Raw genomic sequence first — 17,285 nt, 5'->3', positions numbered from 1 at the left:
CGGCAGGGCACAGGCCATCATCAAACAGCGAGAAAGGATCAAACGAAAAACAATCGAACATCGGCGCTTGCATCACCGCAAGCTCGCCGCATAATATCAACCAACCAATGGACCCAAACACTCACCTGTTTTAAGCTGGCATATGTCTCAAATTATCTGACGACGGACACGGTACCATTCGTTGACATTGTCGCGCGTGGTATCGGACTGAGCCTCATCAGGCTTGATAGGATCATCGATGATTATGATGTCGCCGCCGCGTCCCGTAAGCGTGCCGGTGATCGACGTCGCCATCCGCCCGCCGCCCGCAGTAGTCTCAAAATCATGCGTCGCCGAGCGCTTGGCTGATATGATGGTACCCGGGAATACTGCCCGATACCAATGAGACTGCATGATCGACAGGCAATCGCGCGCGAGCTTGCCAGCCAATTCGCCGGAATAGCTCACACATACGAAATTGCGTGTGGGATCGCGGCCAAGCATCCATGCCACCCAAGCAACCGAAATCGTGATCGACTTCAAATTGCGCGGGGGAAGGGTGACGAGGAGTCGAAGGGCATCGCCTGACTCAACACGGTTGAGCTGGTGCGTGATGGCATCAAGGTGCCAGTTCCATTCAAGGGAAGCGCCGCCGCTTATCCAGGGGAACGCTTTGCGCAGGAAAAAACGGAAATCGATACGCGCCAGATGGTTCATAGCAGCAACCGGATCGCCGAGGCGCTCTAGCAGCTCCTTAGTAGTCATCGTCATAATCGGCGTCGTAATCCTCGACGTCGTCAATGTCGGGCTCGTCACTGCCATCCTCGTTGTCGTCGCCGTCATCATTATAACAATTGCCCGGAGGGTCTTGCCCTTCCTCGGCGTCGCCGCCGATATCATTGGACGTTGGCGTTGCAACCGGTTCGCCTGGCCAATCTGATGGCGGCTCGGAAGGCCCTGCATTGCTAGCCAGATAATCGGCCAGCAGTGCTTCATCCGCTGCATTAAGCTGTGACTTGCCAGTGCGCTCATCCTCGATGCCAAACATCTGCATGGTCATCGACAGCACGTGCGCGGCAGCTTTGGTATCGCCCTTCGCCGCCTTGGTCACCATCGCCTTGAGAACAAGTTGCTGCTTGGTAAGCTGCCTTGTCTTGCCATTTTCGGTGACAGGAACCTTTGAGCGAAGTTCGGCGCCCAAATCGGTTTTGAGGCCTCGCGAGCCCTTCTTGCGGCCCTTAGGGTTGCCAGATTGACCGGGTTTGAACTGAAATTGTTTGGGCGGCTTGCCATAGCCGACGTTGTTATCGTCAGACATTGCTCACCTCCCGCTCCACCGCACGAGCAGCCGCGACCTCGTCAAAATTGCGGCCATCGGCATGCATAGCGACAAGGCCCGAAGCGTCGCACAGACGGCGGATGGCGGTATCGACATAGAGCGGATCGAGCTCGATTGCGGCGCCCCGGCGCCCGATCTTGTGCGCGGCGATCAGCGTGGTGCCCGAGCCTGAAAACGGATCAAGAATAATATCGCCGCGATTGGAGCAATCGAGGATGGCGTCCATCACTAAAGCCGTGGGCTTTATCGTGGGATGATCTGCCAGATCCCTCGCGCCGCCTTTGCGGAAAGCGTTCGCTCCGGCACAGGACCAAAGGTTGGTACGGTATCTGCCAGTCTGGCCAAGACCGAAATTATTGATGTGTTTGGCTTTTCCCGACTTGAACACGAATATCAGTTCATGCTGTGCCCTGTAGAATGCGCCCATCCCTCCCGATCGCTTATCCCACACCACAAGCTGCTTGAACCTGTAGATGCCTTCGGACGCGTCCAGCATCTCGCGCATATGGCGAAAATCCATACACTGATAATGTATCGAGCCGTCGCTTGAGAACATCACGCAGCAGCGGAATACGCTGCGCAGGAAGGCTGTAAACTCAGGCGGGGTCATCTCGCCCGAGGCCATCGCGAACTCTCGCGCTGTGGCGCTGCCGGAGACGTGGCCTGCTATCGGGACATTATATGGCGGATCGGAGAAGATCATGGCTGCTCGGTGGGATTCCAGCAGCACTTCATAGCTGGTCGCCTGTGTTGAATCGCCGCAATAGATCCGGTGTGGGCCAATATTCCACAGGTCACCGAGGCGGCTGACGGCGTGCGCGTCGATAGCAGGAAGTTCGACTTCCTCTCGCATATCACCAGCAGACCCATCACCGATCGAAAAATCCATATCAGCAAGCGTGAAGCCGGTGATGTCGATGTCGTAATCATTTTCGAACAACCAGTTGAGTTCCTCGGTGAGAAGCTCCTGGTCCCACCCGCCTAGCTCGGCGAGGCGGTTTTCAGCGAGTGCAAACGCGCGGCGGTCGGCCTCGGTCAGAAATGACACACGGATGGTTGGCACTTCGGAGAGGTCCAGCAGCTTCGCCGCTTCCCACTTAGCGTGGCCTGCCGCGATCCGAGACTGGTCGTCGATAATGATCGGAATGACGAATCCAAACCGCGTGATGCTACTGGCGATCAGCTGGATCTGCTTGTCTGAATGTGTGCGCGGATTTTTGCCGTTCGGCTTAAGTTCGGCCGTGCGCACCATCTCGATGCGCGGGTGGTTTGATATGTGTCTCATCTAGCTGCTCCATCGAAAAGTGGAGCGGTCCAACTAGATCACCTAGCAGGGAATTTCGTGCACGTTTTTCGTTTTGGTTTTTGATAGATGATGTTTTGCATACGGCGCATTGAGGGCGGATCCTCGCCCAATTTGGTTCGCATTACGTTGGCCACAATTGCCAACGATTTATGGCTCGGGGATTTGTGTCCACTTGCGCAGCTATCGTCGAATTGTCCCAAGACGTTATGAACCAGCGGGCTGCCCGTTCGGATGATCTGAGCGAAATCGCGATGGAGCCCTCGAATGATCATGTTGCGGGTGCGCTTGTCCATTCGACGTTGAAAAGCCACTGAGCGCTCAAATTCCGTGTAGCGAAGTCCGCCAACCAATCGCGACACGAGGCTATGTCTGAGCAATTCTGGCATGCGTTCGTTGGGCAGCCCTTCGATTGCGCTTGCCAATCGCTTGCGGGTGACGGCTCCGGTCGGGGGTCGCCCAGGCTTTCGCGGGATTTTTTCGTCCAGCTCGTCGAGCAGTTGCGCCATCAAGCCGTCGGGTAGCGGAGGCGGAGACAATGCAGAGACGGCGTCGTGGAACATCTCGTCAGTCACGCGGTCGCCTCTATTGATAGAGTGTCGATAGCCAATTGCTTTGAGCGCTGCTGTGATATGAGAAAAATCAGTTGGCATCGGTGCGCTCAACTTGCTCGATTTTGAATAGCTTGTCGATAATTTAACATAAGATCGCAGGGCGAATATGTCGTCCCTATCGGCTTGGCGGGTATGTAGTTTTCTGATACTCATTACGGCAATAATAAGAGTCGCGTTCTAACCACTCATCTTAATCTTGCCAAGAGGTGGGGCAATATTTATGGTCGGAAAGCGGGTTGTTTTGTTGCTAGATGGCACCTGGAACGATGTTGGTGATAACACCAACGTGTGGCGATTATGCCAGCTCATTGCTTCCGGCGATCTCGACGGTCGCAAGCAAGCAGTCTACTATACAGCTGGGGTTGGTACCGCGCGTGGCGAAAGAATTCGCGGGGGCGCGCTCGGCTTCGGCCTCAACCGCGATGTCGTCGGTGCTTACCGTTGGCTGATGGGAAACTATGACCGAGGCGATGACATTTTCTTGTTTGGCTTCAGCCGAGGCGCCTTCACTGCCCGCAGCTTAGCTGGCATGATCGTGCGCTGCGGCCTGCTGCGCCCAGGCTCCCCCTTGTCGGTGGAAGAGCTCTACGAACGCTACCGACTTGACGCCGATGCGCCTTCGCTCGTCGATCTATTTAAACAACAAAATCTGGATGCGACCGAGAGACGTTTGTTGAGACACTCGCGCCGGGTGCCGATCAAGATGATCGGCGTATGGGACACAGTAGGGGCGCTCGGTGTTCCATTCGGCAACATTTCAGGCATTAGCCGCCGCCGTTTCGGGTTTCATAACACCAAGCTCTCGACGATATTCGAGCACGCCTATCAGGCACTTGCACTCGACGAGCACCGCACGGCATTCGCGCCGACCTTGTGGACCCGTTTCATCCCGGAAACGCCCGATCCGCCCGGAACAAGAAGAACGAGGCCAACCATCGTCGAACAGCGCTGGTTTGCAGGTGCGCATGCAAATGTCGGTGGCGGCATCAGAGGCGACGATATTCCGCAGCTTCCGCTGGCGTGGATGATGGATAGAGCAGGGAGCCTTGGGCTTGCCTTTCGGGATACCGTTCGTCCCAGGGGGCACGAGAGATTTGGTGAAATCGAGGATAGCTTTGCCCGTTTTATGTCAGGGTTCTATCGAGTTGCCAAGCTGGGGCGGCGTTATCACAGGGTCATTGCATGTCCACCTGAAAAGGTCGATGGCGGCCATCTGGTAACCGTAAATGAGACGATCGACGTCAGCGTCTTTGACCGTTGGCGAAAAGACAAGAATTACCGACCGCCAAGCCTTATTAGATGGGCAACAGAAATGGCGTTGATGCCGGGGCGTCTGCGACACAGCGTGGATGCACGAACCGGCGAACGTTCAAAGACGGTCTTGCCCGAAGGTAAAAAACCGCGAGCGGTGAGAAAAGGATCGGAAAATGCCGTATAACCGCGTTAATTATATTGAATATTGCTATCACGCGGTGGGCCAGGGCCTGTTTTCGTCAGGCGTGTTTATTGAGCAGGGACACGGGCCTTTGTTCAGATGGGTTTATGATTGTGGTACCGTTTCTGGGGCGCATTTGATAGACCGAGAGCTCAAGCGACTTCCTTGGCTAAGCTGGGTTTCAACGCGAAGGCCCGAATTGGCAATTGAGCTGGTGACCATCTCCCATTTTGACGCCGATCACATCAGTGGCTTCGAAAAATTGCTTAGCCGATATGCAGTCGATACGCTTCTTCTGCCTTATCTGCCGCTGGCGACGCGCCTCATTCTCGCCTTTGAACAAGGTATCGATGCCGATGATGCTCGCCTTCGCCTGTTCATTGACCCTGTTGGTTATATCACGTCATTGGACGGCGGTGAAAACATCAGGAGGATCATCATGGTGCCGCCTGGAAATGGCGAAACGGTTCCACCCCCTCCCGATGGCCCTGACGAAGATCCCGAAGCTCCGGAACCGTCTTTTGAACTCAATTTCGACAAGGACGACTTCGATGATGAAATGCTGGGAGATCCGGCAATGACCTCGCCTTTCGACAGTGGCCCTGTCGTGTTGATGTTGGCTCCAGGTGGAAGACTTTATATCGACGGCTTTTGGGAGTTCGTGCCCTATAATGATATTGCTGCGCAGCCGAGTAACTTTTCCGAATTTCAAGAAGATGTTGAAAGCCAGAAGGCTATTCTGTTTGATGCAGCGGCGCTTTGGCGAACTGGAAGCGGTACGGCTACTGCGCTGAAGGACGCGATCAAAGGTCTGAAAAAGGTCTATGACCATCATTTAGGAAAAGGTGCAAAAGCTCGGAATATAATCTCGCTATTTCTATATAGCGGGCCAAATTTTGATCCAGCGAAACGTTACTACGTCGCAAATTTCAGACCCGCTGACAGCTTGGACAAGCCGCGGATGGCGCAGCTGTTCACCGGTGATGGGTATCTCGATAACTCAGCGCGACTAGATGCAATGACTAACCATTTTGGTAGGACTAGACTGGACCGAATAGGCATTTTTCAGGTCATGCATCATGGCGCCTCGAAAAACTGGCATGCTGGCGTTGCAGACAGAATAAAGCCCGACGTGAGTGTCTTCTGTTCAGAACCTTTGCGCACCAATCCCGGCCATCCTCACGCAGACGTACTGCGGGATTTCTGGCCATATGGAGCAGTCCGCGTCGACTGCGACCATGGGTGGTCAGTTGAATTTTATAGACCATGAAAGCGCCCGCACTCGTGGGACATATTTTGAGGAATAGACAGCAAGCCGCGTGACGAATATCAAACTGTAAAGAGGCAAAAGCTGCAAAAATTGAAGCGGGAATAGTTTGCAAGGATCGGAAACAGAGAATCAAAACACTGTGCTCGGGAAGGAAATGGAGCCCATGGAAAAGAAGCAAAGCGCCGACCCCGATGAAAGCTTCGGTAGCTTGCGCGAATCCTTAATTCGCGCAACCTTCGGCCGAATTAGGTTGTCCATTATCATCCTGCGCTGTTTGGGTATCGTCCTGTTCGTCTTTACCATTATGGCTATGTTCGATTTCGTGCCGACCTTGAAATGGGAGCACATCATGCTCTTTGGCTTAAGTCTCGTGTGCATCGCCTTTCCTTTGTTTCGAAAGGTCGGAATGTCGAAGGACGGCGGCGATGTCGAAATGCTCGATCCCATCGCTCTTCTGCAGCATATGCGGGAAGAAGCGGTAACAGCCCGGAGCGAGAGCTTCATTCAGACTAATCAGCGACTTGCCGCCGTGTCAGAGAAAGTTTCAGAAATCGCAGATCTCGTTGCGACTGCGGGTAACCACAATAGGGAAAAGAAAGTTGATTCCGCAGCACCGAATGCAGGTAAGGCTTCTGAGAAGGCCGAGCCATCGCTCAGGGAAATCGCTCGCTTATTGCCAAAGCCAACAGTTGAGAATGATCCACAGAAAGGCCGTTTCGGAGGAAATGAATCAGTAGGGGCGCGCACGCTGACGGCAACCGTAAGCCAATCGGGCCTTGGCAAAAACTGGCAGAAGGTTCGAATTCTGTTTACGGCGGATAAGGCGTCGCCTTTCATCGGTGAATTTGCCTATTTCTTCGTGCACGATACTTTCGAACCAGACGCTTACCGGATTAAAATCGACAAAGCTTCGCAGTCAGCCGAACTCGAAATATCCTGCTATGGCGCATTCACCGTTGGGGCGGTGTCCGACCGCGGCGACACAATGCTCGAACTTGATCTTGCAACCAGTAAAAGCGTCGAGGCGCCTAAGGATTGGCGCAACCGCTAAGCGTAATTGTCTATTTGGAATTTGTGGGAGAGGACATATGCCAAAAAAAGATGACCATTCACGGCGGATCCATCCAAGGCTGCGCACGCTTCAAAATGGTGCCCGCGAGGTAAATGCACTTCGATCGATTGCAAGTTCAACAGTTGCGACAGCATTAAGTTCGACTGATTTGAAAGGCCTGGCGCCCCTCACGGAAGCTTTTCTCGATTACACGATGAAAATCGCTGCCGACGCGACCGGCAAACCGCCACATCAAAAGCTGCGCAAAGCAGCAAAACTATCATCGCGGCGAAAAGCGAGCAGCTCCTACGTAAATGTTCTGATTGAAATCCTCAGAGACCGAATGCCTAACAGCCGCGACAGGCAGCAATCGACATTGAAACGCATCCTTGAGCTAGTCGAAAAAGGACAGAGCAATATCGCCGGGCGCGATCAGCGGTACTTGGGCAGTCACTTACTTGTTCGCCGCAATTTTGTGTCAGCGACGATCCCAGTTTCGGCATTGGGCGAACTCGAGCAATTGCCCGGTGTCGGCTTTATTCACCGGTCGGAGCCGCTTTCTTTCGCCAGACCAAAGCTTCAGCTGGCACTCAACAATGAGCCACCCAAAAGAGGGCTCCAAGATCCACTGCTTTACGGCCATCACTCGGACGGCCGCGATGTGATTATCGGCATTATCGACGTCGGCGGCTTTGATTTTGCACATCCCGATTTTCGGGACAACAATGGTGGGACGCGCTTTTCATCGATATGGGATCAGGGCGGAAATTTTCGCTCTCCGCCTGGTACAAGGGGCGGTAAGCGGCTCGATTATGGCAGCGAACTTACAAAGCCGCTGATGGATGCCGCAATTAGGGCCGAGCAGAATGGCGGACTTCCGGCAGTAATGCTGGAACAACAATCGCAAATGAGCGAGGGATCGCATGCCACCCATGTTGCGAGCATCGCCGCAGGGCTTCATGGCGTATGCCCGGCAGCTGAGATTATCGGCGTGCTGATCTCCATTCCAGATGTAGGGACTATACTGGAAGAACGCAGAAAGACATTCAGCGATTCAACGCGCATCATTCACGCAGTTGAATATTTGCTCGATCTTGCTGAACGCAAGAACAAGCCAATTTCGATCAACATAAGCCTTGGTACAAATGGCGGCGCGCATGATGGCTCGAGCGGTGTCAACAGGTGGCTGGATGCGTTGCTGTCGGTGCCCGGGCGAGCGATCAGCCTGGCGGCTGGTAATGCAGGACAGGACAGTGCCGAAAACGATGATGATATGGGCTATATCATGGGCCGGATTCACGCGAACGGGAAAGTCGCATCGCGCGGCCTCAGCGTTGATCTTGAATGGAACGTGGTTGGCGGGCGGATCGAGGACATTTCCGAGAATGAGATGGAAATTTGGTACGGGGCGCAGGACCGAATCACCCTGATGCTGAAACCACCTGGCAGCACACAATGGCTGGTTGTCCGCCCCGGCGAATATATGGAAAACCGGCTGCTGCCCAACGGCACCCGCGTGTCCATCTACAACGAACTTTACCACCCAACCAACGGTGCCAATTATACTGCGATCTATCTTTCGCCCAATTACCAGCGCGGTAGCTTGCGCGGCGTAGCAGGAGGTGTCTGGCGGGTACGTCTCGTCGGCGAGGAAATTCGCGATGGCAGCTTTCACTGCTGGATTGAGCGGGACGATCCACTTGAAATCGAACCGGGCAATGCGACGCGGCGCTTTTTCTTCCCGTCTTTCTTTACTGCGGCCAGCAACGTCGACTCGCACTCGATCAGCTCGCTTGCTTGCGGATTCCGGGTTATTGCGGTCGCCAATCTCGACGAACCCCGACAGATCATGAATACTTCGAGCAGTCAGGGCCCGACGCGAGACGGGCGGTCAAAACCCGATATTGCCGCTGCCGGGACAGACATCATTGCGGCCAAAGGATTTTCTCAAGACGAGAATCTATGGGTGGGGATGACCGGCACGAGCATGGCAAGTCCATATGTCGCAGGCGTTGTCGGACTTATGCTGTGCGCCAATGCCGAACTGACGTCGGCCCAGTGCCTCGGCATCCTGCAGCGCACCGCTCAACCTTTACCGGGCTCAAGCTATGACTGGCGCAACGATGCTGGCTTCGGTCAAATCAATGCCGCAGCGGCAATTAACGAGGCAGTTACCTTTAATCGCCGCACGGAAGTCTAGGAGATTCTGTCATGAAATTGCATATTTTCCAGTCTGATAAGGGTGATTGCCTGTTGCTGGAAGGCAATAATGGCGGGCGCGTGCTGTGCGACGGTGGAATGTCGAGCACGATGCAGCAATATGTTCGTTCAGAGCTGTCGAAATTGCGCGGGCAAGGCGAAAGCATCGATTATGCCTATGTGTCGCACATCGACCAAGACCATATATCCGGCGTCCTACGCCTTTTGGAAGATGAGCTTTTGTGGCGCGTTTATGACCACAACCAGCAAAGCGGAAATCCGAGCGCGAAGCCAAGGGTACCACGACCCCCCGCCATTGGCGGCATTTTGCATAACGCGTTTCGTGACCAGGTTGGCGCCAATGCAGGCAAGGTCACCGATTTGTTGGCGGCGGCCGCAGATGTCGGGCTTTCCAGTACCAATCCGCGGCTGATCGAGCTTGGTAGTGAAATGCAGAATATAGCTCTGTCGGTACCAGAAGCCATCCGAGTGTCGCACCTCGCTTCGCCCAAGATCTTGAAAATTCCGGTAAATCGGCTCCCCGGCCAGACAAAACCTGCCAAATTGCTGATGGTCAGAGCTCGCCAAAAACCGTTTCAGGTTGGCTCGATGATTTTCACGATTGTCGGTCCGACCGCCGACGAAATCGAGCAACTTCGGGATGGCTGGAACCTCTATTTGGCCGATCCCGAGAACTTTAACTCGCTCAAGAAGCTGCGCGAAAAACTTGAAAAATCGGCTGACGAGATAGGTCAATCTTCGATGACTCAGTCCGAATGGGAGAGCTACAAGGGCGTGTCGGTTCCCAATATCGCATCGCTGATGCTCATGGTTGAAGAGGGGGGCAAACGGCTTTTACTTACCGGTGACTCGCAGCAGGATATCATCATCAAGGGACTCGAGCTTACTGGCTATCTGAAGTCCGGTAGCTGTCATCTCGATGCGCTCAAGGTTCAGCATCATGGTTCCGAAAACAATCTCGATGAAGCATTCTGCCGCAAGGTTTCTGCCGACCATTATATATTTTGCGGTAATGGCGAACACGGCAATCCCGATCCCCGAGTAATTCAGGCAATCTATGATTCTCGGCTTGGTCCGGCTGGAAAGCGGGCACTTTCCGCAACCTCTACGGGAAGGCCTTTTACCTTCTGGTTCAGCACGACCTCAACAGCACAAAAGGCCGGTAGCAAGGAACGAAAAGCATTTTCCGCAATCGAAAACCTTGTGGCCTCTTTGGCGCAGTCGTCGGCTGGCCAGATGAGTGCGAAATTCAACAGCAACGCGGGCATAACACTTAGTATTTAATAGCCCGGCCAATTAGGTACTTAATCATAGCTTACCAATTACCGTTCCATCCGCCAATAACCTAGCAGATTTAACATAAAATCGAAAGGCGAACGTCTGCTTTGCGCCCAATATCCGCCGTTCCCCGTTTTTACAGAGGCCCTAGAAGCTGCCATTCGATCGCTGTGCTTAACGTCACTAACTGGATCGTAAGCTTACAATTAGCAGGTCTCTCCGGGCCATTCCCTAGCGTCCTAGTTGATTTTCCACCTTCAAAGTGGTAGCTACGCAACGAGGGAGTGTAGTATGACGACTCTTGCCGATAATTCGAATTTCGCAGAAACTAAGTCGGACGTATTGTCCGGGACGCCGCGAGCCAACGTCCGCGGCCGCTGAATAGATGTCTATCGAAGGATCGCCCTTAACAGAATTCGAATTACGAGTGCCCGCGGCCGAACTCGAAAATGAGACGATTCGCACTATGTGATCAAATCTGGAGAATGCCATGACCGAGACAATCAACGAAACCGCTCTCAACGACCTGGTCGGCAAGGTGATCGGCGACGTCGCTGGCGCCTTGAGCCTTTTCATGGCATATCTCGGAGATCAAGCGGATGTTTTCAGCGCGCTGGATGGCTGCGGCCGCATGTCGCTCGACGATCTCGCGGCGAAGACCGGCCTCAACCCCAAATATCTTCATGAATGGCTCGGGTCGGTGTGTGCCGCGGGCTATGTACAGCACCACGCCGAGGACGAGACGTTCTCGATAACGACGGAACAAGCCCTAGTCTTCACCCGCGAAGGTCAGCCGGCGTGCATGCAGGGATTTTTTCAGCTCATTGTCGCGCAGTTCGCAGGGCATGAAAAAGCCACCGAGACCTTCAAGACTGGCGCGGGGCGTCCGTGGGGCGATCATCCCCAATGCCTGTTCTGCGGCACCGACCGGTTCTTTCGCCCTGGCTATCAGGCAAATCTGGTGGATAACTGGATTCCGGCGCTTACCGGAGTGGAAGCCAAGCTACAGGCCGGCGCCAAAGTTGCCGACATCGGTTGCGGTCATGGCTCGTCGACCGTCCTGCTGGCGCAGGCTTATCCCAATTCGACAATCCACGGCATAGATTTCCACGCCCCATCCATCGAAGAAGCGAAGAAGAAAGCCGCTGCTTCTGGGGTAACCAACGTCCATTTCCAGGTTGCCAAAGCGCAGGACTTTGTCGGCGGGGGTTACGATTTCGCCTGCATGTTCGATGCCCTGCACGACATGGGCGATCCCGTCGGCGCAGCGCGCCACATTCGCGAAACGCTTGCGTCGGGGGGCACGTTCATGCTGGTCGAGCCGTTGGCAGGGGATTCCATGGCCGAGAACATGCACCCGCTCGGGCAGATATTTTACGCAGCGTCCTGCACGATCTGCACACCAAACTCGCTATCGCAGGAAGTCGGGCTTGGGCTTGGCGCACAGGCTGGCGAGAAGCGGTTGGCCGAAGTCTGCCGGGAAGCCGGATTCACCAGGGTACGTCGTGCCGCGGAGACCCCGACCAACATGGTTCTAGAGGTGACCGGCTGAAGCTCGGCGGCGGGTTCCGCAGACTCTACCTACGGTCGCAAGTTTTCTCCTATGCCGGCTTCTGGGCCGAGAGCGGAAGGTCCGCCGACGGCATCAAAGGCTCAGAAGCCGCACCGGGGGTAACATCGGTTTGTATGGCGAGTTTTCGGAAACATAGTCCGGCCGGGAATGACCTATTTAAGGCGGAAAGCTGACATTGACGGATTACCATCGCTCCATAAGGCCGAATAACCAGAAGGTAATTGCAATCGCAGTGAGCCAGATGAATATGACGGCAGCCAACCCCGCTTTTGACGTCGGCTTGTGGTGCTCAAGAGCCTTCGCACGAAGGTCGGTCATTATCGGTTCGGGGATGAGCTTGACCGCTGTCCATATGCCGAACGGCACAATCAAAAGGTCATCGAGATAGCCAAGTATTGGGATAAAGTCAGGAATAATGTCGATGGGGGAAAGCGCATAGGCTGCAACCGCAGCAGAGAGCGCCTTGGCATACCAAGGCACGCGGGGGTCGCGTGCGGCCAGCCACAGCGCAATCACGTCACGCTTTAAGTCGCGCGCCCAAACTTTCAGGCGTTCCATCGTGCTAAGCTCACTCATTTGTCTACCGTGGCGCATGCTGGTAATGTCCGCAATGCCCTCGGCATCAGCCAAGCGCTCTGACCGTCCTAAATGGCAGATATTCATCGATCCAAGCACGGAAGCAGACGGTCCGCTTACGGCCCAATTGTAGTCATAAATGTTTCTGGCCTGAGTGCGTTAACGGACGGCAGCTATTAGGGAGCCTGCTTGTTCATGCGAACGTCCGGAAAGTTAGCGAAGGCCGAACCCGCTGAAAACCAAAAGTCCTTTCAACCCGCTGGCTCTGCCTGTCGAGAACATTGCCAATCGATTGCTTTTGCATCAACCAGCCGAGCCAGCCGCGATAGCTCTGCATCAAGCTTGCCTTCACGTGCGTTCGTCCACGTGACGCCGTTCTCGGCCCAAAGCTGCTTCACTTCTAGCAACCCTTTTTTGCGATCTGATCTTATCTCAATCCTGCCAACAAACCGGTCTCCCTCTAGCAGCGGATAGACATAATAGCCCCATTTCCGTTTTGCGGGCGGAACGAAGATTTCAATGCGGTAGTCGAAACCAAATAAGCGAAGGAGGCGGTCACGATCGCGCGCAACGGGGTCAAACGGGTTAATGATCCGAAGGCGTGATGTCGGCGCGGTGGCATCGTTTAAGAGCGCTTCTAGATTGGCGGGTGCGAAACACTTCATCCAGTCGCCTGCTGCAGTTTCGATTTCTGCCACCTCCAACTGATCGGATACGACCGCAAGCCAGCTTCTTACCTCGGCTGCGCTGACTGCTCCCCAGAAACGCTGCACCTCTCCTGGTGTCGCAAAGCCCAGCCGATCAAGGGCACCCCGGCACAGCCAGTCTATTTGATCCGAGTCAGCAGAATTTCCCGTCAAGTGGTACTGTGGGATAACGCGTTCTCGCAGATCATAATATTTGACAAAGTTGGACCGGTGGGACGTGGCCAGCTCGCCCGCGTACCACATATGATCGAGCGCCCGCTTGTGGGGTGGTCGGTCCCACATCTCCTTCTTGCCCAGGATCTTGCTGTCGAAGGCATGGGTGGACAACGGACCTTCAGCTTCAATTCGTTTTTTTATCGCTTGGTGATCACCATTCAGTTTGGCCTTACGATAAGCTTCGGATCGGCTGACATGTGCTTCCAGCCGCTCAAACTGCCGATTCCACATCGGGTAATATTCCATCGGCAGAACCGAAGCATCATGGGTGAAATGCTCGAAAATCGAACGTTCCTTCGCGAGCAGATGCTCGATCATAGGTTCGCGGTAGCTCTGATTGCGACTCCATAGGATATGATGATGGGCTCTGGTCACATTGCGGATGCTATCCAGCTGTACAAACCCAAGCTTTTTGATAATTTCGAGGATGCCCGTGTTGCCAACCGGAGCCTCTGCAAGTCCTTGCAGATTAAGCCATAGTCTGCGGGCCTCGCGATTGGAAATTCGAATAGTCATGCCCGTTCGGAACAGCGCAGCATCGGAAAGTCAATCGCTAAGCCAGAAACCCAACCTCTGGTTGCAGGCCGCTAGGGATTGTCTCAGAACGGCAGCTTACCGCATTCGTCCGCCCGAAACCGGTCGTGCTAGTGTCGGCCCAATTGTGGTCATTATGACGAGACGAATACCATGATCTCCGCTCAGGCAGCTTTCAGGCGACCGTAACCGTTTTCGGAACGACCGCAATTGGGTGGGAAGCGGACAGGCGGCTTTCAGGCGGGCGAACGGGATAAGCTGCCGTTTCACGATTGCGCATGCGCGAGAATACCACATTCCCGCGCCCGAAGTTGGTCGGGCCAGTTTCAACCATCGGTGTACCATGAATGTAGGGCAAGTTTTGACGGCTTGGTTTGAGTCAGGGAACGACTGCTTTTTTAGCGGTATCAGCCTTGTAGCCTCGATCTCTCTCTCACGTCTATACTCGACAAGGTTTCGGACGTTCGTTGACCAAGTTTGGAGCACCGGATGGCGGCAATGTTAGCGAAGATAGCACCGTTGACGATTTTGGTTTAGGGGCTCTCAGAAGGGGGCGTCGTGGACCTGTATTCGATCATCAAGGTCATTCACATCATCAGCGCGACCATTGTCTTTGGCACGGGATTGGGCATCGCCTATTTCATGCTGGTGGGGCAGCGGTCGCGCGATTTTGTCGAGCGGCGGTGTGCCGCGCGGGTGACGGTTCTTGCCGATTACACCTTCACGTTGCCCGCGGTCATCGTTCAGCCGATCAGCGGTGCTTGGCTCGTCTGGAATGCAGGCTTTGATTGGACCGACTTGTGGTTGGTCGGAACCTACGCGCTCTACGTCGTCGCGGGGCTTTGCTGGGTGCCGGTTGTCTTCATCCAGATCGCGATGAAGCGCATGCTGGACCGACAGTCCCTTGACGGTGCTTTTGACGAAGTGGCCTTCAACCGCCTGTTCCGCTGGTGGTTCGCGCTCGGCTGGCCAGCGTTCGGCGGCCTTGTCGTCATCTTCGGACTTATGGTGATGAAGCCGTCATGGTGATGCGCGTCCTCATTATCGGTGGCTACGGCAATTTCGGGAGCTACATCGCGAAATCGCTTGCCGACGACCTGGCAATTCAATTGCTGATCGGAGGACGTTCGAGCGAAAAGGGCTCGCGCTTCATCGTCGGACTGACGACGGCCAATCCCGCCGAACCTCACGCGATCGACATCAATGGTGACATAGGCGCAGCGTTGGCACGCATTGGTCCGCAATTGGTCATCCATACGACCGGTCCCTTTCAAGCGCAGGACCACCGAGTTGCACGCGCCTGTATCGCGCATGGCTGTCACTATCTCGACCTTGCCGACGCCCGCGACTTCGTGGCGACGATCGGAACGCTGGACGCAGAGGCGAAAGGAATGGGCGTGCTTGTGGTCAGCGGTGCAAGCTCAGTGCCGTGCCTGACAGCAGCCGTGATCGACCATTACCTGCCGGGCTTCGAGAGGCTCGACAGCGTCGACTACGGCATCAGCGCCGCCCAACAAACCAATCGCGGCCTTGCCACGACATCGGCGATCCTTAGCTATGTCGGCAAGACGTTCGAGACGATACGCGACGGCAAGCCGCACAACGTCATCGGATGGCAGGACACACATAGCGAACCCTACCCCGAGCTTGGTCGCCGCTGGTTCGGCAATTGCGACATTCCCGACCTTGCGCTGTTTCCGGCACGCTATCCACTGCTCAAGACAATGCGCTTCGCAGCGGGGCACGAACTCGCCATCCTTCATGCGGGCACCTGGTTGTTGAGTTGGGCGGTGCGATTGAGCTTCATTCGGTCGCTTTCCCCGCACGCCGAACGGCTGCTGCGGATCGCGTTCCTGTTCGACTGGATGGGGACGAGCCGCAGCGGCTTCCATATGTATCTGTCAGGCACAGGGCATGAAGGCAGCGCAAAAACGGCCCGCTTCTTTCTCATCGCGCGTTCGGGTCATGGTCCCTATATACCGTGCATGCCTGCCATCCTGCTCGCGCGAAAACTGGCGCGTGGCAAACTCGATCGGGTCGGCGCGATGCCCTGTGTTGATTTGATCGGACTTGACGAGTATCTCGCTGCCCTGAAGGGTCTCGACATCTCGGTGATCGCGGACCCCGTCCATGAGTGACGCGAGACCGCTCTACACCTATCGTAACGATCCGGATGTACCGCCGTTCGACGACAGCATGGCGCTGTTCGTTTTCGATGGCGTTTGCGTGCTGTGTTCGGGCGGCGCGTCATGGTTGATGAAAGTTGATCGCAAGCGCCGGGTGAACTTCACTTCGGCGCAAGGGCCGCTTGGGCAGGCGCTCTACGCCCATTTTGGCCTGCAAATGGACGAGTCCTATCTGCTGATCGATGGCGGCCGCGCGTACACCGCGTCGGCGGGCTATCTGCAACTCTGCAAGGTGCTAGGTGGGCCGTGGCATCTCCTGCGGGTTGTTAGTCTGTTCCCATCGGCACTACGCGATTGGGTCTATGCTCACATTGCGCGCAACCGGTATCGCTGGTTCGGTAAAACGAATTTCTGTGAATTGCTCGACGAAGATCAGAGGCAGCGATTGATTTGAACCAAGCGAAAATCCCTCAAGGGCCCTTCAACTCGTACATTTTTGCGCTGAACGGATGGTAGCTATTAGCGGACACAATCCGCTGGATGATCGGCAGGAATGTTAGCGGCAACAGCCAAGCGATCTGACCGGCCTAAACGGCAGCTAATCATCGATCCACGCATAGAAGCTGCCTGTCCGCTACCGGCCCAATTGCAGTCATATTGTTTTGCTCACCGGAGGTGGCCCCTCAAAGGGCACGAGGGGCCACCATCCCGTTGAATGGCGAATGTAGTGAGACATTCTAATTCCTTGTTCCACCACAAATTCGCCCTGCTAACTGCAAGAAATTCCCTGTTCAATATCGTAGGGAATTTGGTTCCAAACGCCGCAGAATACCTGACTATTGAGAGACTGAAATGATGTATTCTCACCGAAAAAATGAATAATTCCCTGTAAATTCCCTGCACAACAGGGAAATCCAAACGGAGAGAGGTTCGCTCCCGACTGCACCCACCGCCACCTAGTAAAATTTTCGTAAATCCCTGGGGACCCACGAAATTGCGGGGCGATTTTGCACGGCGCGGCCCGATTATTATTCCAAAAAACGCAGCAATCTATTGCTCAATAC

Annotated in this window: 16 protein-coding genes and 1 pseudogene; 10 read left to right on the top strand and 7 right to left on the bottom strand. The window is 54.9% G+C overall.

The window, feature by feature from the left end; translation table 11 throughout:
- Positions 1 to 94, top strand: a pseudogene (locus ACKVOS_RS13510) (pyruvate, phosphate dikinase); the annotation flags it as partial.
- A 53-nt stretch (positions 95 to 147) separates the two neighbouring features.
- Here ACKVOS_RS13510 and ACKVOS_RS13505 read toward each other — a convergent pair.
- The 4 genes from ACKVOS_RS13505 to ACKVOS_RS13490 are packed head-to-tail and all read right to left on the bottom strand — an operon-like array spanning position 148 to position 3,388.
- A complete protein-coding gene (locus tag ACKVOS_RS13505) occupies positions 148 to 750 on the bottom strand; it encodes a hypothetical protein (RefSeq protein WP_409212512.1) in 603 nt (200 codons plus the stop codon).
- Positions 734 to 1,297 carry a DUF5681 domain-containing protein gene (locus ACKVOS_RS13500; RefSeq protein ID WP_409212511.1) on the bottom strand — a complete coding sequence of 188 codons (564 nt, stop codon included), beginning with the start codon at positions 1,295 to 1,297 and terminating at the stop codon, positions 734 to 736. The genes ACKVOS_RS13505 and ACKVOS_RS13500 overlap by 17 nt, the downstream gene beginning before the upstream one ends.
- Positions 1,290 to 2,603, bottom strand: a complete 1,314-nt coding sequence (locus ACKVOS_RS13495; protein WP_409212510.1) for a site-specific DNA-methyltransferase — start codon at positions 2,601 to 2,603, stop codon at positions 1,290 to 1,292. Before ACKVOS_RS13495 ends, ACKVOS_RS13500 begins: the two co-directional genes overlap by 8 nt.
- Positions 2,604 to 2,641: 38 nt before the next feature.
- Positions 2,642 to 3,388 (bottom strand): hypothetical protein, encoded by a 747-nt coding sequence (locus ACKVOS_RS13490; protein WP_409212509.1) that lies wholly within the window; start codon positions 3,386 to 3,388, stop codon positions 2,642 to 2,644.
- Positions 3,389 to 3,455: 67 nt separating this feature from the next.
- On the opposite strand from ACKVOS_RS13490, the gene ACKVOS_RS13485 reads away from it, so the two are divergent.
- The 6 genes from ACKVOS_RS13485 to ACKVOS_RS13460 all read left to right on the top strand — a co-directional run bounded on the left by ACKVOS_RS13485 (position 3,456) and on the right by ACKVOS_RS13460 (position 12,041).
- Positions 3,456 to 4,673: a DUF2235 domain-containing protein gene (locus tag ACKVOS_RS13485; RefSeq protein WP_409212508.1), complete on the top strand. Its 1,218-nt coding sequence runs from the start codon at positions 3,456 to 3,458 to the stop codon at positions 4,671 to 4,673.
- A gap of 211 nt (positions 4,674 to 4,884) precedes the next feature.
- Positions 4,885 to 5,940 (top strand): hypothetical protein, encoded by a 1,056-nt coding sequence (locus ACKVOS_RS13480; RefSeq protein ID WP_409212507.1) that lies wholly within the window; start codon positions 4,885 to 4,887, stop codon positions 5,938 to 5,940.
- Positions 5,941 to 6,103: 163 nt separating this feature from the next.
- Complete coding sequence (locus tag ACKVOS_RS13475; RefSeq protein ID WP_409212506.1) at positions 6,104 to 6,991, top strand: pYEATS domain-containing protein; 888 nt, start codon at positions 6,104 to 6,106, stop codon at positions 6,989 to 6,991.
- Between the two features lie 37 nt (positions 6,992 to 7,028).
- Positions 7,029 to 9,191 carry a S8 family serine peptidase gene (locus tag ACKVOS_RS13470; protein WP_409212505.1) on the top strand — a complete coding sequence of 721 codons (2,163 nt, stop codon included), beginning with the start codon at positions 7,029 to 7,031 and terminating at the stop codon, positions 9,189 to 9,191.
- An 11-nt stretch (positions 9,192 to 9,202) separates the two neighbouring features.
- Positions 9,203 to 10,495: an MBL fold metallo-hydrolase gene (locus tag ACKVOS_RS13465; RefSeq protein WP_409212504.1), complete on the top strand. Its 1,293-nt coding sequence runs from the start codon at positions 9,203 to 9,205 to the stop codon at positions 10,493 to 10,495.
- A 484-nt stretch (positions 10,496 to 10,979) separates the two neighbouring features.
- Positions 10,980 to 12,041, top strand: a complete 1,062-nt coding sequence (locus tag ACKVOS_RS13460; RefSeq protein WP_409212503.1) for a class I SAM-dependent methyltransferase — start codon at positions 10,980 to 10,982, stop codon at positions 12,039 to 12,041.
- 204 nt (positions 12,042 to 12,245) lie between these two features.
- Here the strand turns inward: ACKVOS_RS13460 and ACKVOS_RS13455 are convergent, their stop codons facing one another.
- The 3 genes from ACKVOS_RS13455 to ACKVOS_RS13445 form a co-directional block, all read right to left on the bottom strand.
- Positions 12,246 to 12,638: a DUF1232 domain-containing protein gene (locus tag ACKVOS_RS13455; protein WP_409212502.1), complete on the bottom strand. Its 393-nt coding sequence runs from the start codon at positions 12,636 to 12,638 to the stop codon at positions 12,246 to 12,248.
- A 251-nt stretch (positions 12,639 to 12,889) separates the two neighbouring features.
- Positions 12,890 to 14,077, bottom strand: coding sequence for a winged helix-turn-helix domain-containing protein (locus ACKVOS_RS13450; protein WP_409212501.1), 1,188 nt, complete (start codon positions 14,075 to 14,077; stop codon positions 12,890 to 12,892).
- Positions 14,078 to 14,270: 193 nt separating this feature from the next.
- Positions 14,271 to 14,429 (bottom strand): hypothetical protein, encoded by a 159-nt coding sequence (locus ACKVOS_RS13445; RefSeq protein ID WP_409212500.1) that lies wholly within the window; start codon positions 14,427 to 14,429, stop codon positions 14,271 to 14,273.
- A 224-nt stretch (positions 14,430 to 14,653) separates the two neighbouring features.
- Here ACKVOS_RS13445 and ACKVOS_RS13440 point away from each other — a divergent pair, with 224 nt between their 5' ends.
- Genes ACKVOS_RS13440 through ACKVOS_RS13430 form a run of 3 tightly spaced genes read left to right on the top strand, consistent with a single transcriptional unit; the run spans position 14,654 to position 16,675 of the window.
- The gene (locus tag ACKVOS_RS13440) at positions 14,654 to 15,124 is read left to right on the top strand and encodes a DUF2269 family protein (protein ID WP_409212499.1); all 471 of its coding nucleotides are present in this window, start codon (positions 14,654 to 14,656) and stop codon (positions 15,122 to 15,124) included.
- Positions 15,118 to 16,233 carry a saccharopine dehydrogenase family protein gene (locus ACKVOS_RS13435; RefSeq protein WP_409212498.1) on the top strand — a complete coding sequence of 372 codons (1,116 nt, stop codon included), beginning with the start codon at positions 15,118 to 15,120 and terminating at the stop codon, positions 16,231 to 16,233. Before ACKVOS_RS13440 ends, ACKVOS_RS13435 begins: the two co-directional genes overlap by 7 nt.
- On the top strand, positions 16,226 to 16,675 hold the full coding sequence (locus tag ACKVOS_RS13430; RefSeq protein WP_409212497.1) for a thiol-disulfide oxidoreductase DCC family protein: 450 nt from the start codon (positions 16,226 to 16,228) through the stop codon (positions 16,673 to 16,675). The genes ACKVOS_RS13435 and ACKVOS_RS13430 overlap by 8 nt, the downstream gene beginning before the upstream one ends.
- Positions 16,676 to 17,285 lie beyond the last annotated feature (610 nt).

It is taken from the genome of Sphingorhabdus sp., from assembly GCF_046154385.1.
Taxonomy (GTDB): Bacteria; Pseudomonadota; Alphaproteobacteria; order Sphingomonadales; family Sphingomonadaceae; genus Sphingorhabdus_B.
Note: the sequence above shows the minus strand (reverse complement) of the source record. Positions and strands in the feature narration are given on the sequence as shown.

What these genes read in the sequence shown, in the direction of transcription:
- ACKVOS_RS13500 (WP_409212511.1), bottom strand. Translation starts at nt 1,297, where the DNA reads ATGTCTGACGATAACAACGTCGGCTATGGCAAGCCGCCCAAACAATTT.
- ACKVOS_RS13435 (WP_409212498.1), top strand. Translation starts at nt 15,118, where the DNA reads ATGGTGATGCGCGTCCTCATTATCGGTGGCTACGGCAATTTCGGGAGC.
- ACKVOS_RS13485 (WP_409212508.1), top strand. Translation starts at nt 3,456, where the DNA reads ATGGTCGGAAAGCGGGTTGTTTTGTTGCTAGATGGCACCTGGAACGAT.
- ACKVOS_RS13505 (WP_409212512.1), bottom strand. Translation starts at nt 750, where the DNA reads ATGACGATGACTACTAAGGAGCTGCTAGAGCGCCTCGGCGATCCGGTT.
- ACKVOS_RS13490 (WP_409212509.1), bottom strand. Translation starts at nt 3,388, where the DNA reads ATGAGTATCAGAAAACTACATACCCGCCAAGCCGATAGGGACGACATA.
- ACKVOS_RS13445 (WP_409212500.1), bottom strand. Translation starts at nt 14,429, where the DNA reads ATGGTTGAAACTGGCCCGACCAACTTCGGGCGCGGGAATGTGGTATTC.
- ACKVOS_RS13475 (WP_409212506.1), top strand. Translation starts at nt 6,104, where the DNA reads ATGGAAAAGAAGCAAAGCGCCGACCCCGATGAAAGCTTCGGTAGCTTG.
- ACKVOS_RS13460 (WP_409212503.1), top strand. Translation starts at nt 10,980, where the DNA reads ATGACCGAGACAATCAACGAAACCGCTCTCAACGACCTGGTCGGCAAG.
- ACKVOS_RS13470 (WP_409212505.1), top strand. Translation starts at nt 7,029, where the DNA reads ATGCCAAAAAAAGATGACCATTCACGGCGGATCCATCCAAGGCTGCGC.
- ACKVOS_RS13450 (WP_409212501.1), bottom strand. Translation starts at nt 14,077, where the DNA reads ATGACTATTCGAATTTCCAATCGCGAGGCCCGCAGACTATGGCTTAAT.
- ACKVOS_RS13465 (WP_409212504.1), top strand. Translation starts at nt 9,203, where the DNA reads ATGAAATTGCATATTTTCCAGTCTGATAAGGGTGATTGCCTGTTGCTG.
- ACKVOS_RS13495 (WP_409212510.1), bottom strand. Translation starts at nt 2,603, where the DNA reads ATGAGACACATATCAAACCACCCGCGCATCGAGATGGTGCGCACGGCC.
- ACKVOS_RS13455 (WP_409212502.1), bottom strand. Translation starts at nt 12,638, where the DNA reads ATGAGTGAGCTTAGCACGATGGAACGCCTGAAAGTTTGGGCGCGCGAC.
- ACKVOS_RS13430 (WP_409212497.1), top strand. Translation starts at nt 16,226, where the DNA reads ATGAGTGACGCGAGACCGCTCTACACCTATCGTAACGATCCGGATGTA.